The organism is Shewanella sp. SM69 (assembly GCF_025653985.1).
Classification (GTDB): domain Bacteria; phylum Pseudomonadota; class Gammaproteobacteria; order Enterobacterales; family Shewanellaceae; genus Shewanella; species Shewanella oncorhynchi.
In genome coordinates, this window is record NZ_JAKKRV010000010.1 from 73,509 (window position 1) to 89,206 (window position 15,698).

General features: G+C 45.0%; 18 protein-coding genes. 7 read left to right on the top strand and 11 right to left on the bottom strand.

Annotated features, from left to right (window positions below):
- Positions 1-17: 17 nt before the first annotated feature.
- The 4 genes from L5M37_RS14390 to L5M37_RS14405 all read right to left on the bottom strand — a co-directional run bounded on the left by L5M37_RS14390 (position 18) and on the right by L5M37_RS14405 (position 2,683).
- Positions 18-710, bottom strand: coding sequence for a TorF family putative porin (locus L5M37_RS14390; protein WP_105250314.1), 693 nt, complete (start codon positions 708-710; stop codon positions 18-20).
- Between the two features lie 291 nt (positions 711-1,001).
- Complete coding sequence (locus L5M37_RS14395) at positions 1,002-1,274, bottom strand: HU family DNA-binding protein (protein WP_006079990.1); 273 nt, start codon at positions 1,272-1,274, stop codon at positions 1,002-1,004.
- Positions 1,275-1,422: 148 nt separating this feature from the next.
- Positions 1,423-2,220 carry a response regulator gene (locus L5M37_RS14400; protein WP_105250312.1) on the bottom strand — a complete coding sequence of 266 codons (798 nt, stop codon included), beginning with the start codon at positions 2,218-2,220 and terminating at the stop codon, positions 1,423-1,425.
- Between the two features lie 82 nt (positions 2,221-2,302).
- Complete coding sequence (locus L5M37_RS14405) at positions 2,303-2,683, bottom strand: hypothetical protein (protein WP_105250311.1); 381 nt, start codon at positions 2,681-2,683, stop codon at positions 2,303-2,305.
- Positions 2,684-2,810: 127 nt separating this feature from the next.
- Here L5M37_RS14405 and L5M37_RS14410 point away from each other — a divergent pair, with 127 nt between their 5' ends.
- Positions 2,811-3,320 carry a DUF4240 domain-containing protein gene (locus L5M37_RS14410; protein WP_173247618.1) on the top strand — a complete coding sequence of 170 codons (510 nt, stop codon included), beginning with the start codon at positions 2,811-2,813 and terminating at the stop codon, positions 3,318-3,320.
- Positions 3,321-3,333: 13 nt separating this feature from the next.
- On the opposite strand, the gene L5M37_RS14415 is transcribed toward L5M37_RS14410, so the two are convergent.
- Both L5M37_RS14415 and L5M37_RS14420 read right to left on the bottom strand, forming a co-directional pair.
- On the bottom strand, positions 3,334-3,648 hold the full coding sequence (locus L5M37_RS14415) for a hypothetical protein (protein WP_173247615.1): 315 nt from the start codon (positions 3,646-3,648) through the stop codon (positions 3,334-3,336).
- Between the two features lie 135 nt (positions 3,649-3,783).
- Positions 3,784-4,092 carry a hypothetical protein gene (locus tag L5M37_RS14420; protein WP_105250308.1) on the bottom strand — a complete coding sequence of 103 codons (309 nt, stop codon included), beginning with the start codon at positions 4,090-4,092 and terminating at the stop codon, positions 3,784-3,786.
- Between the two features lie 279 nt (positions 4,093-4,371).
- On the opposite strand from L5M37_RS14420, the gene L5M37_RS14425 reads away from it, so the two are divergent.
- The gene (locus L5M37_RS14425; protein WP_131523944.1) at positions 4,372-4,896 is read left to right on the top strand and encodes a DUF3016 domain-containing protein; all 525 of its coding nucleotides are present in this window, start codon (positions 4,372-4,374) and stop codon (positions 4,894-4,896) included.
- Between the two features lie 43 nt (positions 4,897-4,939).
- Here the strand turns inward: L5M37_RS14425 and L5M37_RS14430 are convergent, their stop codons facing one another.
- Both L5M37_RS14430 and L5M37_RS14435 read right to left on the bottom strand, forming a co-directional pair.
- On the bottom strand, positions 4,940-6,697 hold the full coding sequence (locus tag L5M37_RS14430; protein ID WP_263195920.1) for a GGDEF domain-containing protein: 1,758 nt from the start codon (positions 6,695-6,697) through the stop codon (positions 4,940-4,942).
- 165 nt (positions 6,698-6,862) lie between these two features.
- Positions 6,863-7,171 carry a prephenate dehydrogenase gene (locus L5M37_RS14435; protein ID WP_105250305.1) on the bottom strand — a complete coding sequence of 103 codons (309 nt, stop codon included), beginning with the start codon at positions 7,169-7,171 and terminating at the stop codon, positions 6,863-6,865.
- Between the two features lie 48 nt (positions 7,172-7,219).
- On the opposite strand from L5M37_RS14435, the gene L5M37_RS14440 reads away from it, so the two are divergent.
- Positions 7,220-8,122 carry a TraB/GumN family protein gene (locus tag L5M37_RS14440; protein WP_263200943.1) on the top strand — a complete coding sequence of 301 codons (903 nt, stop codon included), beginning with the start codon at positions 7,220-7,222 and terminating at the stop codon, positions 8,120-8,122.
- Between the two features lie 33 nt (positions 8,123-8,155).
- Here L5M37_RS14440 and L5M37_RS14445 read toward each other — a convergent pair whose 3' ends face one another.
- Complete coding sequence (locus L5M37_RS14445; RefSeq protein ID WP_263200945.1) at positions 8,156-8,929, bottom strand: methyltransferase domain-containing protein; 774 nt, start codon at positions 8,927-8,929, stop codon at positions 8,156-8,158.
- A gap of 727 nt (positions 8,930-9,656) precedes the next feature.
- Here L5M37_RS14445 and L5M37_RS14450 point away from each other — a divergent pair.
- Together L5M37_RS14450 and L5M37_RS14455 are read left to right on the top strand one after the other, a co-directional pair.
- Positions 9,657-10,487 (top strand): MaoC/PaaZ C-terminal domain-containing protein, encoded by an 831-nt coding sequence (locus L5M37_RS14450; protein WP_011845701.1) that lies wholly within the window; start codon positions 9,657-9,659, stop codon positions 10,485-10,487.
- Positions 10,488-10,831: 344 nt separating this feature from the next.
- Positions 10,832-12,544, top strand: a complete 1,713-nt coding sequence (locus L5M37_RS14455) for a formate--tetrahydrofolate ligase (protein WP_263200947.1) — start codon at positions 10,832-10,834, stop codon at positions 12,542-12,544.
- 84 nt (positions 12,545-12,628) lie between these two features.
- Here the strand turns inward: L5M37_RS14455 and L5M37_RS14460 are convergent, their stop codons facing one another.
- Positions 12,629-14,287 carry a mechanosensitive ion channel family protein gene (locus L5M37_RS14460; RefSeq protein WP_263145476.1) on the bottom strand — a complete coding sequence of 553 codons (1,659 nt, stop codon included), beginning with the start codon at positions 14,285-14,287 and terminating at the stop codon, positions 12,629-12,631.
- A 233-nt stretch (positions 14,288-14,520) separates the two neighbouring features.
- Between L5M37_RS14460 and L5M37_RS14465 the strand changes: the two genes are divergently transcribed.
- Positions 14,521-14,850 (top strand): hypothetical protein, encoded by a 330-nt coding sequence (locus L5M37_RS14465; protein WP_113939169.1) that lies wholly within the window; start codon positions 14,521-14,523, stop codon positions 14,848-14,850.
- A 137-nt stretch (positions 14,851-14,987) separates the two neighbouring features.
- Here L5M37_RS14465 and L5M37_RS14470 read toward each other — a convergent pair whose 3' ends face one another.
- Positions 14,988-15,113 carry a hypothetical protein gene (locus L5M37_RS14470; RefSeq protein WP_105250299.1) on the bottom strand — a complete coding sequence of 42 codons (126 nt, stop codon included), beginning with the start codon at positions 15,111-15,113 and terminating at the stop codon, positions 14,988-14,990.
- 288 nt (positions 15,114-15,401) lie between these two features.
- On the opposite strand from L5M37_RS14470, the gene L5M37_RS14475 reads away from it, so the two are divergent.
- Positions 15,402-15,692, top strand: a complete 291-nt coding sequence (locus L5M37_RS14475) for an ABC-type zinc uptake system zinc chaperone (RefSeq protein WP_168827349.1) — start codon at positions 15,402-15,404, stop codon at positions 15,690-15,692.
- Positions 15,693-15,698: the final 6 nt, after the last annotated feature.

Here is a 15,698-nt window from a genome sequence, read left to right on the forward strand (position 1 = left end):
TTTGTTATGCTTAGAGCCTATAGATCAAAACTGTAGGAATATCCGAGTACTAGTTTGGCATCATCATCGGTGAGATCGGTATCTGAGACCATAAATGACACTGTGCCTATGCTGGTATCTGCACTGAGAGTCACGTTATAGTCGGCATAATTATCTTCGCCAAACCAGGATTGGACGACATCACCGTTTGAGTAACCATAGTGCACTGATAAACTCAGCTTTTCAGTGAGAGGAACGGATACCGTCGCGGCAAGATAACTGAGATCTTTATTATCTAAAGGATCGGCGGCCAGATCGTCACCGGCATTGATGACTTGGGAGTAAGCAAGTTCGAGCCATTTCCACGTGACAGCAGCATGGAGCTCACCAAAATCAATACTGCCTGGTGCGTCTGGATAGGCGTAGTAGAGATAGCCAAAGTCGTAGCTGATGTCTTCGGTAATACTGCCGCCATAACCTGCATATAGATCAAGCTCGTAGCTAGTATCATCACCAAAATCCACATTCGATGCCCAAGTTCCCGCATAAAATCCAGAATCGTGGCTGTAGTCAAGGCCACCTTGGATTGCGACCGCATCTTTAGTTTGGGTCGCACCGCGCCATAGATAATTAGAGGTACCGCCAATGTTGCCTGATACGGCTGCAAAGGCGTTGCCTGCCAGTAACATTCCCGTCGATAAGGCCAAAACGCTGTACAGTGATTTCTTCATGCTCATCCCCTCGATTGACTTATTTATCGATTCACCATTGGCACACTCAAAGTCAGCTGTGTCCATTAGTGCATCTTGGTTTTTTCTAAGGAAGGATTTGCTAATCACATGCCACTATTACAATGTCATGTAAAACAAGGTGTTATAACTCGCAATGTTAATGAAATGTTTTTATTTGCCAGTTTGTGGGGCAGAGGCGCACTTTTGTTGTGCAAAAAATATTCAGTGCTTCACTGGGATTGGGCAAAAAAAAACGCCTCACAATGGAGGCGTTGTATTGAATTTTATAACTTAGTTTACGCTGTCACGTAGGGTTTTACCCGCTTTAAACTTAGGCACTGTCGCTTCAGCAATTTGAATTTCTTTACCCGTTTGTGGGTTACGGCCAGTGCGAGCGGCACGAGTCGCTGTTTCAAAAGAACCGAAACCTACGATGGAGATTTTGTCACCATTTTTCATTGATTCGGTAATAGCTGCTTCAAAAGACTTCAATGCGCGTGCTGCTTCTACTTTCGTTAGATCGGCATTTTCTGCAATTTTGGCGATTAGTTCAGTTTTGTTCATTTTTATTGTCTCTTCTTTCCGTAGATTTATTTGAAATAAGCGTGCCTAACATGCCATAAGGTTTAACACTTGGAAAGCCTTTTGCGTCTAGCGTGCAGCAGGATGTTCAGTAAAGCGCAGAATATTTACTCAGTTCGTGACTTAAGTTTTATTCTTCTAACAGTTGATAGAGTAATTTTTTAACAAGTTTGGGTTCAAAGGGTTTGTCACATAAGGCATTTACACCCGCTTGGGACACATTGCTGAGGTGGGTATCGTTGGCTTCGGAAGACACCATCAAGATGGGAATGTGTGATTGTTGGCTTTCATTGCGGATAAATTGTGTCAAAGCTAGCCCATCTACACTCGGCATATTGTAATCAGTGATCACTAAGTCGAACATATTGTGTTTCATTAACGCTATGGCTTGCGCGCCATCCTCGGCCTCGGTAATTAGCTTCATCCCTAAGTTACCAATCGTACGTTTAATGACGTTTCTTGCCATACGGCTATCATCGACCACTAATACACGTACATCTTGTACATCGAAATTACTCAGGTCGAGTTCATCGTGGCTGAGTAAATCAATCGTGGCATTCAATGCTGTACCTAAATGGTCGGCACTGAAGGGTTTAGGTAGAATCGCTACTACACCCGATTGGCGGAATATTTCAAGTTGCTCACGGCGGCACTCACTCGAGACCAGCATAAATTGGATATCTTTGCAGTCAGCGTTGGCCCTTAAGTAGCCCAAGAGATCGATGGCAGTGCCATCATCGAAATGCATGGCGCTCGCAATAAGGTCAGGTTTATGGCGAGCAATAATATCTTTAGCCGCTTCTATGTTTTCTGCGGTTTGAATGCTGAGAATGCCTTCTTGTTGTAAGCGCTGAATAATAATTCGACGCTGTGTCTCTGAAGGTTCTACTAAAAGAATGGAAAGTTCGCTGGGCGATAAATGGCTCATAGTCTACTTCAAGTTAAGAGTCGTAAGTATTTTACTGGGTCGCTAAGCTACGCTATTGATAACAGCTTAGCAACAAAGTCCATTACTGAGTTTGGCGGGTCAAATAGTGTCTCGTGACCTTAGAAAATGCGATCCAATACTGCACGAGTAAAATAACAATAATGCTCACTGTGAGTGGCAACATAGGAATGTTGTGGCCAGAAACAACCACTTTTACATCCTCAGGGGTAATGCGATAGGCAATAATTGCTGTAATCCCCAGTGCCGAGAATCCTAAGGTTTGCATGCCAATATAAATTTTCAACACTAAGCTAGACCACGGCGCGCGTATGAGTATGCCAACGAGCACGGGGAGGACACCTAGGGTGAATACATCAAGGGATTGAGTCATCACAGTACGCCAAAGTGCAGCAATGCTGAAGAGGCAATATAACGTGATCAGTAGTATAAGACGTTTAGGCATAAATGTATGTGTAGACAGGTAGCGTAGAAGATGAGCAAGTGTAGGAAATGCCCTAATCCGAGTCCAGTATAACCGTAATATCGTGTAGAATATGCCTTTTTGCTAGAGGCTCTAATAGGTGACGTTTATGACAGAAGTTGAGTTTTGGGGGTTAGTCACGCGAACGGAAGCTGCGCAATCACAGGAGTCTTTGACTCAAGCACTGAAGCAGAAACTTGCCGAATTGAGTAATGAAGAGTTAAAAGCTTTCGATAAAATCTTTGGTCAGCAGATGCGCCGTAGTTATTTGTGGTCTGTTTGGGGGGCGGCTTACATTATTACGGGCTGTGATTCTGAATATGCTTTTGCCGAGTTTAGGTGTTTTTTGATTTCACTTGGTAAAGAAATTTTCGAAGGTGTGGTTAATCAGCCTGACACCCTAGCACGTTTAGTCGCTTGGCCAGAGCGAGATGCCTATGCTTACCCTTTTGTAGATGAATACGACCTTATCGCAGGGCAATTATACGAAGATAGAACTGGTGAGGAACTGCCCTTTATGCCATCGGGCAAGGCGACGCCCGTGGGGAAAAAATTTAGCACTAAGCCCAAGGATTTAAAGCGGCAATACCCTGAGCTGAGTGCCCGTTTTCCATTTTAGTCTTGGCAATACCTTATGAGCGTAAGCAAGCGTTGGTAGTGACATCGAAGGTCATGCCGTATTTAGGGCAGATGTCGCTCATAAACTCATGTTCTTGCGCGGTTAATTGTTGACTAAAATCTTGCTTAAGCTGCTCTGTCATTTGATGTTCAGCCGCATTTTGCATCTGAGCCAATTTGCTCAAATGAGTGTTAACTGCCTGTTGCTGGCTGATGGTCAATGGCGCAGCTTGGCTTGAAATACTTACGCTAGTTCCGATTGTCAGCAGTGCCAATAAAGCGAGTTTTCGTGAATATGGGTTGAATAGATAAGCCGTTTTTAGGTTCATAGGTAAGCTCCAAGTTAAAAATTACGTTTAACACGTTAGTTCTAAATCGTGCATCCTTAGACGGTAAAGAAAACGAGTTGTACTGTGAGGAGCGGAGTTTATTGTATAAATATTGAACCTATGCTGAATGGTTAGTTAGTGCTCATTCTTCATTTCTTCGCATTGAAATCCTTGCTTACGAGTATCGAACTGGCACATAGATCCACATTCCCAAGGCACATTGTCGTAGAAGGCAGATTGTTCGCGTGCAAAATCGCGGCAAGTATTATAGCTGTCAAAGTTATCGGTTTTTTTATACTTTCCTGAATCATAGCCATGGTTGTAGATAAAGGCTGACCAAGTTTTAGGGCCAGTATTTTTGTCACTCGGGGAGATAAACCAAATCGCACTTACGACGCAGGTAAACAGGATAAGAATGAACACAGGTACAACAGGGAATTTCATTTTTTATTAAGTGGGCAATGTAAACAATAGCGGAAGGATAACGCTTTTTTTGTCGTTATGCGCGTGAAATGTTCACAAATTGATAACTATGCACTTACTTGGTGCAATTCCGATACAAAAAGATACGTATTGGTTGTGGTGGTTAAATAATATTTACTTAATTATACAAAAGCTTACGGCACATTTGCTGTACTTATATCAGTTTTGCGTTAAGCTCTAGTTCAGGTTAGATTTTGTACTGTAGTTCTCAAGAAAGTTATTTAGGCCTTGGAGGCAAACATGAAAATTCAGTCCCTTTTACTCGCAGGTGTATTAAGTTGCAGTGCGGCTTGGGCGGCCGATGAAGCGCCTGTGGATCCCGTCACCGAAGATGGTGTGGTTAAAATTGTTTGGCAAAGTCCTAAAGATTATCGCGATATAAAATCATCAGGGGAGCTCCAATCCCGTTATGAGAAGCGCTTATTTGAGACCTTAACTGAAAACATCAATAAAGAAGCCGCGAAGATTTTAAAGCCAAATCAAAAGCTTGAAATGACCATTACCGATGTTGATCTTGCGGGTGATATGCGTCCAACATTTGGTGCGACCGCCAATGATTTACGCATTATCAAAGACATTTATCCGCCGCGTATGACTTTTTCTTATCAAGTCATGGAAAACGATAAAGTGATTATCGCGGGCGATGAAAAACTGTCGAATATGGGGTTCATGGATGGGATCCAATCTTTAAATGATAAACCTTTTATGTATGAAACCAAAATGTTAACCGAGTGGTTAAAGAAGACGATTGCCCCACAACTTTAATGACTCATATCGGTTGCTAATGCTGAGGATTTAAGTTGTTTAGCTATGCCGTTAGTGCCTGAGTGCCGATAATTAGATGATTTTCTAACAGGTAAAATCCGTTATTTGCGGATTTTGCCTGTTTTTTTGCCCTAGCGCTTAAGGTAGATAGACTATGTTCATGGGCGTTAAAGGTGAGTGCTGGTGGTAAAATGCCTACACACAGACTGATCAATTGATGGTAACAGGCTTCACCTTTTCTATCGTCGGCGAGCATTTCTTGGGCCTGCCAGTGCTCGGCGCTATAAAACAAATGCTTATGGGTTTCAAAATCCGCTAGAATTCGCTGGCAACGGCTGATCATATGCTCACAGGTGCTGATAATTACAAAGTCATCGCCGCCGACATGGCCAACAAAGCAATTGTCGCTTTTATACTTCAGTAACAGATTCGCCACTTCACAAATCACTTCATCGCCACGGCAAAATCCATAAATATCGTTATAGGGCTTAAAGTTACACAGATCAAAATAGGCTAGATAAAAATGTTTCTTTTGGATCTTAAGGCGTTTTAATTCCTCTTGAATGGGCACATTACCCGGCAAGTCTGTAAGAGGATTCGCATGGCGCGCCATCTTAATTCTGTGCTCTGTGATCCTTTGTAGCAAATCCTTGGTATGGCCTATGCCGAGTAGTTTACCACGGCGAAGGATAATGAACTGTTGCGCTACCGTATTAGCACTCTCTGAGGTCAGTAATTGACTTACGGTGGATAACGGTTCGTTGGCCTCAATCTGGATGACTTGCGGGTCCATTACTTCACTCACAGCATGATTTTCATGTAAGGCGCGACCATAGGGTGTGCTGAAGAGTTCAAGTAAGGTCGCGCGGCTGATAATACCGAGTGGCAACTGGTTATCGACCACTACAACCGCCTGTAATGCAGGTTGCGAGATAAAGGTGTCACTTAAAAATTTGAGTTTAAGTGTGGGCACTACGGTTATGGCGCTCGTGCACAGGCTCTCGGCCGATTCGCTGTATCTAGGTTGAATTTGAGTATTGCTTGGCACTAAGGTCGCTTTCATCGCGCGGCAGGGGAGCACTTCTGGACGACCGAGTAAGTAGCCTTGGCAATAGACGATACCCAGTTGTTTGAGTACGGCTAATTCCTCTTGCGTTTCAATTCCTTCGGCTATCACTTTGCAGGTTAAGCTTTGGCATAACTCCACAATCGAGCGGACAAATTCCTGTTTGACGGGAGTCGAATCAATCTGATGGATAAAGTGACGGTCGATTTTGACATAGTCGGGTGACAATTCTGACCAGAGTCTCAGACCCGAATAACCTGCACCTAAGTCATCGATCGCTGTTAAAAAACCTTGGCTACGATAGTGATTCAAGCAGGATTTGAGTAAATCGATATCATCGGCGGGATATTGCTCTGAAAGTTCAATCACAACCTGTGATGGCGCTATGCCGAGTTGTTGTAGCAGTTGTAAGGTCATGCCCTTAGGGTGGGCAGGATCTAATAATGCCTTGGGCGAGATATTGATAAACAGCTTGCCTTGAAACTGACGCAACTTAAATTGCTCGAGTGAAATACGGCGACAAAGGGTTTCTAGCTCGCTTAATTTACCTTGATGTTCGGCGGTCTGAAATAGCGGGACTGGGGAGTATAACGGGCTGTGTTCTGGGCCACGGCTTAACGCCTCAAAACCATGAATTTTATGTTCTAATATATTGAAAATTGGCTGAAATAAGGGACTGATTGCCGCTTTAGAGATTATTTTATCGAGCTCTTTAGCCAGATCTAAACTTGTCATTACGTCAGCCCCTTCGTCTATGTGAGCGGAGTCTATGACTTAGAAATGACAAAATGATGACAGTTTTGGGGAAGCTTAGTGCTATCTATCTGTGTTGGTGGGCTTGATTAGATATGCTATGGAAAGAGCTGAAATCTAAGATGAGTTTCAGCCCCTAATCTCGGTTTAGCTTTGCTTCTTAAAGGCCTGCAATGTTTGCAGTAATGCGCCTAACTGACGCACATAGGTTTCGAGTTCTTTAGGATCGAGCGTTTGATGTTCTTCCATGCGAGTTAAGTCATCGACCAACTCTTGCACATAGGGCAGAAAGCGATTACTCGAAGCGATAAAACCTTGTTCTGCCGTGAATATGCTGGTGAAGTTTCCATGGCCAGCTTTCTTTAGCTCATCTAACTTAGCGTCGGCGTCTATGGCTTGGCGATAGGCGATTTGAAGATTTTCTTTCAGTTGCTCTATAACCTTGGTATGTGGCATAACAGCGTCTCATTGCAAAATTTGCAGGAATTATAAGGGGCAAAGGATATGGCAACAAGCCAATGGCGACTAATTGCATCAATCTGTTTTATGGCGTTAGCGGGTTTGAGCACAAAAGTGGCGGGTGCAGAAACTGATAAACCACCATTTTATCAAGTGCAATGGCAAGGCAAGAGTGCGTATTTACTGGGTTCGATTCATATTGGACGTGCCGATTTTTATCCTTTACCCACCCAAATTGAAACCGCGTTGGGTAAAGCTAAGGGCTTAGTCGTAGAAGTCGATATCAATAAAGTCGATAGCACAGCCTTACTGCAACAATACGGTCGCGCCGATAAAACTAAGGGTTTAGATTGGCAGAGCCGAGATAAGCAAACGGTCGAGAGCATGACGCCCTATTGCGCGGCCACGGCAAATGTTTGCCAGTCGATTCAATCTTTCGCCCCTTGGCTGCAGGCTACTCAAGTTAACTTATTGCGTTATAACGACTTAGGTTACAGCACGGATTATGGCGTTGATATGCAGTTGATGGCTCGATATGCGACTTTGCCTGTGTATCCGTTGGAAACCGCCGAGTCACAATTTCAATTGTTAGCGTCTTTTAATAGTCAAGAGCAGTGGTCTATGGTGCGTGAGGTGATTAGCGCATCGGATGCGGAGCTTTTATCGTTAATAACGGCTTGGCGTTCAGGTAATGAAACTGAGCTTGATGCCATAATGCAGGAGCAAATGGGCGGCGAGGGCGACACTAAAATGCTAGAGAAAATCCTCTGGCAGCGAAACCATGTGATGGCCGATGGCATTATAAAATTAATGGGCTCGACTGACGTGACTTCACCTTTGTTTGTGGTGGTTGGTGCTGGCCATGTGGTGGGGGATAAAAGCGTGGTGCAATTGCTAGAACAAGCAGGCGCCAAAGTTAGCGCCTGCTGGAAACAGACTTGTCAGTAATCGTTTAGGCAGCGCGTTTGTAACGACGCGCGCTCACACTGCAGAGCTTTGCCCTAAAAAGTGCACATATCGGCCGAGGGAAATATAGGGTTCGCGTTGCGAGTACTCCAGCTCCATTTGTAGCAGCTTGTGATAGTCGAAATCCGCGGGCTGACTCTTTTTCAAATAGTCGTGGATTACACGCACGCCAGACTGGCTGATGAGCGACATTCGCCACTCGCTAAACCAATCTTTAACTTCTTGAATATAAAGCGGATGAGTGGGAGTTAGTCGCACTTTCTTCTTCACTTTTAAATCAGCTGCGACGTAATCGAAATTGCCCGACACTAAAGCATGAAAGCGCATGGCTTCTTTGTTGTAAAACATCAAAGAGAATAATCCGCCGAGTTTTAGCATAGTAAGTAAACCCGCTACAGTTGGCTTAGCATCCGTTAACCATTCAACGACCGCATGACACAGTATGATATCGAAATAACCATGGTTATCGACCGATAATGCTTGGATAGGCGCATGGATAAGCTGGATAGCTAATGGTTCATGGGAGGCATCAATTTGTTCTTTGGCTTGAGCCAGCATCTCAGCAGAGATATCGCAGAGTACAACTTCGTGGCCGAGGCGCGCTAATCTTTGGCTAAAATAACCAAAACCACCGCCCGCATCTAATACTCTGAGTTTTTTATCCCCCAGTTTTGCCAGCGCGGGGACGAGGTCGCGCCATAGCACTGCGGCACGAATTTCGCCCTTGGGCGTACCATAGATGTTTTTCGCAAATTTTTGCGCGAGCTTATCAAAATTCTTATCTTGCACGTGATAACTAGGTTAAAGAGAGTGGAACGATAGTGTGGCACAGTCGTAAATTTTTCGCACTCTGGAGATGTTATTGCCGAGTTGAGGTGGATAAATTTGCATCGTTAATTTTTAATATATTGATTTTATTAGTAGTAATTATTCCTACTAAACTTAGGGATACACAGAACTCAGTGCTCTGGGTTATAATCACGCCGTTTTCGCCAAACCTGACTCTATATACCCAAGCGACCTGAAGATACGAGTTTCAGAGCGCCTAGGTTGCTTCAATTCAAGGCGTATCAATGACAGAATGTCGGCCACCTTTTGAATTGATGCAACACGGAAGTGAAGTGCCCTAGGCACTCCGTCCCGGCGGGTTTTAACGCACTTTATGCTGTGTTGGTTATTTTGAACTTAGTCCACTAGGTCCGCAAATAACCGCAATCGCCATGGATGGCGTGAATGCCATTTATGCAGGAGCAATAAAGGGCCTTGCCTAAAGTGCGTTAAATTCCCGCTGAATCCTGCATTTTCAGGTTGTTTGGGTATAGTTGTCCATTCGGAGAGTCAGCATCAGCCCTTATTAAGACGCAGCACTGCCTGTTTTACACTCGTTATCAACTTGATTGAGCAGACCTTACTCGTCTGTACGGGGTAATTTATGGCAATGTATTTATGTGCCAAGGGATAGTTAATTAAAAGGTACTCAGACTTGAATAATGCATATTGTGTTGAATTGAACGCGATGCCGTCGCTGTTTTCTCTTTATCGCAAGATCTTCTTTGGCCGTAAGCCGGGTTGGGATCAGCAACCGCTGCCCCATATTAAGGTGACCGCGCCACATGTGACTGTGTCTGAAACTAAAGTAAGCCAATACGCGCAGGTGTGTGGTTTTCAATTTGACGGTAAAGTGCTGCCGCCAACCTATCTCTATGTGATGGCATTTCGCCTGCATGCGGTGATTTTTACCCACGATGGCATCACTTTCCCGCTGCTTGGGATGATCCACCTTAAGAACCGCATTCAAGTGTATCGCCCAGTGACGGTTGACGAGACTTTCTCCCTCGAGTGCGCTTTGACTACGAGCCGTGAGACTGATTCCGGCTTAGAGTTTGAATTTGTGTCTAAGGCGTTTGTGGGTGAAGAACTCGTTTGGGAATCGCTATCCACCTATTTATATCGTATCGATGTTGCTGGACGCCGGGTTCGTCCACCTAAAGCCATTGATATGGCGTGGGAAACGCCGCAAAGCTGGCGCTTGAGTGAAGATTTAGGCCGTCGTTATGCTAAGGCGTCTGGTGACTATAACCTGATCCACTTGCATCCTGTGCTCTCAAAGCGTTTTGGTTTTGATCGCGTGCTCGCCCATGGTATGTGGTCTAAGGCCCGTTGTTTGGCGGAGTTGATGCCAAGCATTGGCGATCGTCCATTTACCGTGGATGTGACTTTTAAATTGCCACTGCTAATGCCTGCCGATGTCGGGTTTGGCTATGAGCAGAACACCGATAATATGGTATTTGAATTACGTGATAGCAAAGGCCGTCGCCCGCATTTAAGTGGCGATGTGCAGTTTTAAATCGCACTCAATAATGCATACAACAACGGCGCCTTCTGGTGCCGTTGTTGTTTATGGCTGTTGCTTTTGAGAAACAAAAATCAAGGTACGCTGTGACCCATAGATGCCTACCAGATACTGAACCATTGCTGGCGTCGAGCTTGATCTCATTTGAGGCAACGGCACTCTTTATCCGCTCGGACGCAGGGCCGATTATTTGATGCAGATTAAGGAATTGCTCATTAACCCTTTCGATGGCTATATAACTTTAAGCCAATCGCCTAATATCCGGCCCTATTCAATGAGTGTTGTTAGTTGAACTCTCATTCTAAACCAGAGCGTATCTGAAAGGGAGAAACCGACGCATGCTGACAGATATGGATATTTCGAATCGCGCTAGCCTAAAAGACATTAATGAACTGGGCGCCGACTTAGGTCTATTACCCGAAGAGATGATGCAATTTGGTCACACTAAAGCCAAGGTCGAGCTCAGTGTGTTGCAGCGTTTGGCTGGGCAGCGCAAAGGCAAATTGATTATCGTCACCGCAGTCACGCCTACGCCACACGGTGAAGGTAAAACGGTGACTAGCATTGGCTTAACGCAATCGTTAAATGCCATAGGCAAAAAGGCCTGTGCCTGTATTCGCCAGCCCAGCATGGGGCCTGTATTTGGGGTGAAAGGTGGCGCTGCGGGTGGCGGTTATGCGCAAGTGGTGCCCATGCAGGAGATGAATTTGCATCTCACGGGTGATATTCATGCCGTGAGCAGTGCCCACAATTTAGGGGCTGCGGCGATTGCGGCGCGGCTATTTCATGAAGCGCGCTTAGGTAAGGCGGAATTTGAGGCGCAATCTGGGCAAGCGTTTTTGAATATCGATCCTAGAGAGATCCGTTGGCACCGAGTGGTCGATCACAACGATCGCTGTCTTAGGCAAATCCAGGTGGGCTTAGGCGATAATAATGGCCCAGAGTACGCCTCCAGTTTTGATATCACCGCCGCCTCTGAGTTAATGGCGATTTTAGCCTTAAGTCATAATTTGGCGGATATGCGGGTACGGATCGGTCGTCTAGTGCTGGCGTTAAATACTCAAGGGCAAGTGATCACAGCCGAAGACTTAGGTGTCGCTGGCGCGATGACGGCCATCATGGCGGATGCGATAAAGCCGACGTTAATGCAGACCTTAAATGGTTCACCTTGCCTGATCCATGCGGGACCCTTTGCCAATATTGCCCACGGTAATTCATCCATTATTGCCGATGACATCGCCCTCAGACTGGCGGATTTTGTGGTGACTGAAGCTGGTTTTGGCTCAGATATGGGCTTTGAAAAGTTCTGTAATATCAAGGTGCGTCAATCGGGTCAGGTGCCCGCTGCCGCTGTGCTGGTCACTACTTTAAAAGCGCTGAAGGCCAATAGTGGTTTAGTGTCTGAGTCAGATATCAATCTACCAGATCAGGCTCGACTCGAAGCAGGCTTTGCAAATTTAAACTGGCATATCAATAATGTGGCTCGCTATGGTATTCCTGTGGTGGTTGCCATTAACCGTTTCGCCACTGACACTGATGCCGAGTTGCAATGGCTAACTGAAGCCGTCAACGCGAGCAGCGCCTTTGGCTGTGAGGTCAGCGATGCTTTTAGCCAGGGGGAGGCTGGCGCTGTCGCCTTAGCGCAGACTGTGGTTCGCGCCGCTGAAACCGAGAGTCAGTTCAAGCTGTTATATTCAGATGAAGCCTCATTGGAGGCTAAGTTATCCACTTTAGCCGAGGTGGGGTATGGCGCAGCGGGCGTTAGCCTTTCTATCGAGGCCAAACAACAGGCGCAGCAGCTGACCGTATTAGGTTATGGACATTTGCCCCTGTGTATGGCCAAAACGCCGTTATCAATTAGTCACGATCCTAGCTTAAAGGGCGTTCCTCAGGACTTTGAGATCCCAGTGCGGGGTTTCGTCTTGCATGCTGGTGCGGGGTTTATCACCGCCTTGGTGGGGAATGTGATGACTATGCCAGGACTTGGGCTGAAACCGGGTTACTTAAAAATTGATATTGATGCGCAAGGTGAGATAGTCGGCTTAGGCTAACACTTGATGCAGAGATTTATAGGCCAGAGATAAAAATAAGGGCGAGCTCATTGCAACGCCCTTCTTCTCTCGTTTAACGCTGGTTTAAAGCGGTGATTTCGTGGTTTGATAGATATGCACATCACGCTGTGGGAAGGGAATACTGATCCCTTCGGCGTCAAAGCGCATTTTCACTTCGCGGGTAATGTCCCAATACACTTCCCAGTAATCTTCCGGTTTTGCCCAAGGGCGGACAATAAAGTCGACCGAAGATTCGCTCAATAGATGTAGTTTAATCGTCGGTTCTGGCAATGGTTGTACCTTAGGATGCGCTTCGACGATGGACTTGAGAATCGCTTCAGCCTGTTCGATGCTGTCGCTATAACTGATCCCAAAGGTCATATCGACTCGACGTTGATGCTCAGCTGTGATGTTGTTAATTGTGTCACCCCAAATCTTATTATTAGGAATAATAAGACGTTGGTTATCCATGGTTTTAATCGTGGTGGAGACAAGGCTCATGTGACTGACGCGTCCGGTGACGCCAGCGGCGTTGATCAAATCGCCCACATCATAGGGGCGGTAAATTAAGATCATCATGCCTGAGGCGAAATTCGACAGGGTATCTTGCAGGGCAAAACCAATAATAACACCCGCGATACCAAAGCCTGCGAGCAAGGGACCAAGTTCGATCCCAAGCTGTGAAAGGGCGATTAACAGCCCGATAGTAAAGACGGCTTTACCTGATAGCGAGGTGAAGAAGTCTTGTAATAACTTACTTAAATTCAACTTAGAATTGCTAACGGTATTTTTCACTATCTGTTTGGCTAACTTGCCGGCGAGACCCGCAATAAACAAGATCAAACAGAAAACAAATAACTTAAACACGACGGTTGGGCCGTGATTAATCGCTTGTTCTTGTGCCGTATTTAGCCACTGCTCAACGAGACTTGATGCCACATCAAAGTTCAACACATCTTGAGTGATATCACCTGAAACACTAAAGAGTGTCTTTTTCAGCGCGGCGGTATCATGGCCTAAGGCGTCGAGTAGGCTGATGTCGATATTTAAGCTCTGACTATTTTGTGCTAAGCGTTCCTTTAGCATCATTACGTGGCTGGTTTGCGCCGAAGTGACATCTTTACCTGCATTGGTTGCGGTATCGATTGCTGCTTGTAGTTGCTGCTGGGTATAAGTCACTAAACTTTCTAGCGTATCGGCACGAGCTACTAAAATTTGCATCAGTGATTTTTGTGCTTCGCTAATATCTTGGCCAACTTGTTCGAGCCAAGTGAGCGTCTCGAGTTGTTGCTTGTAATAGGTGTCTTTTTCTAATTCGCGCTTTGATATTTCCAGCAGAGTCGCATCATCTGTGCTCGAACCTAATTGCTGTTCTAATTTACTAATGTTGTCATCGATATAAGCATCAATTTGTTGGATGTAGTTAAGTTGTCCTTGGATTAATGGCTGCAGAAAAGCTTTGTCGATTGGTGTTGCTTCGAGCAGATCTTTAATCTTATTACGTAACTGTAAGGTTTTGTTTTGAATTCGATATTCAACAATTGTCTTCAATTCGCCTTTGGCATTTTTTAGTTTACGTATATCCGTATCGATAGCCTGTTGCAGCATTGCCAGTTCTGCCTTGAGCGTTACAGGAGTGCTGGATGGGCTTTCGGTTGCAGCGACAGGTTCAGTTTGCGCTTGGGATGAAAGGCTCAGTAGTGGTATTAGCAGGGCAAACACGAGAGCGAGGTAGCGGTGCATAGGAGTGATCTTAAGTAGAAATATGTCTGAGTATGATAGATGTTGCCGGATTTACTGTAAAATATCTGCGAGTGAAATAGCCCTTAGAATTAAACTTTTTGGGAAGGGTTGATTTGAGCTTAACCTTGAGTGCGGTGCTTTATCTGCTTTTTCCGACATTTGGGGTATTTACAGGCCGAACTCTAGTCGGTATCTGGTAAACTTGCGCATCGTTATTTAGGAATCGTGTTTTCATGTTGTGTTCCCATTGTAATCAGTACATCAAGGTTAGTGACATTAGCCAGCAAAGAGGCAAAGGTTTCGACGCTCAAGTGCGTTGCCCCCATTGTGCGGCTTGGTTAGGCCGCAGTCCAACATTGGCTAAACTCAAGTTATTAGGATTTTATTTGAGTGTGTTTACGGCGGGATACAGTTACTTTGATGCCTCTGTGCGGTATTTTGCGATCCCTGTAATGATTTTTTCGTTGATGTTGTTGTTTGTGAGCCATTTTATGGATCAAGTCATCACCATTGAAGCGCCTGAGCAAGTCGATGATAGCGATCAAAGACAGAAGTATCGTTAGGCTAATAAGTGGATTCGTCATGGATCGGAAAATCAGCGATATAATTTTCCAGAGACGAACATCATTTGAGCGCCTTTAGCAGGCGCTCAAAATGCAACTAAAAGGATTTAAAGGGCGAACTGCAGCCGCGTCTTTATTTACTGCACGACTTGTTCTTGGCTCGTTAAGGAGTGCTCAACGTAATAAATACCACCAAATATCACCGCGCTGAAGATGACTATCCCTAAGATAAGCCCTAAGTTTTCACGAAAAAATGCTAGCATAATAGTTGCCTTTAGGTGGATAAAACGGAGCCATATCGAGCTTGATTTCGTCATTGTGCTCGCAGACATAAAAACTAAATACACTATAGTTACACTCACTTAAGCTAATCTTAAATGCGTTTTTTTACCTGAGTTCTCGCAAGATCCTACCGCTATTGATACAAGGAGTTATTGGTAAGACTGGGTACCTCAAATATCTTGTAACCTTTTGCAAAGCGATTACCTTATTGCAACTTGCTATGGCACTGACATAGACTTATGCAACTTTTTAACTATGGGGACGACTGAGTGAGACTTAAAAGTCACATTAGACGCACAATTTCGATATGGCTTGCTGCCGTACTGATATTGCTGTCTCTTGCAGCCTCAGCCCATAGTGTGACCCATCTTGATGATGGCGCTAAGACTCACTGTACCCTGTGCTTCCATCAGCACCAACTCAACAAGATTTTATTGACCCATCCGCTGACGCTGAATTTAGCTATACAGCATTTCGATGTGGTCGAATTTATTTTACCTTCCTCTATTTTTGAACACGTCAGTGTTTATCGCAGTCGTGCGCCTCCCTTCGCTCTCTAAATCAAC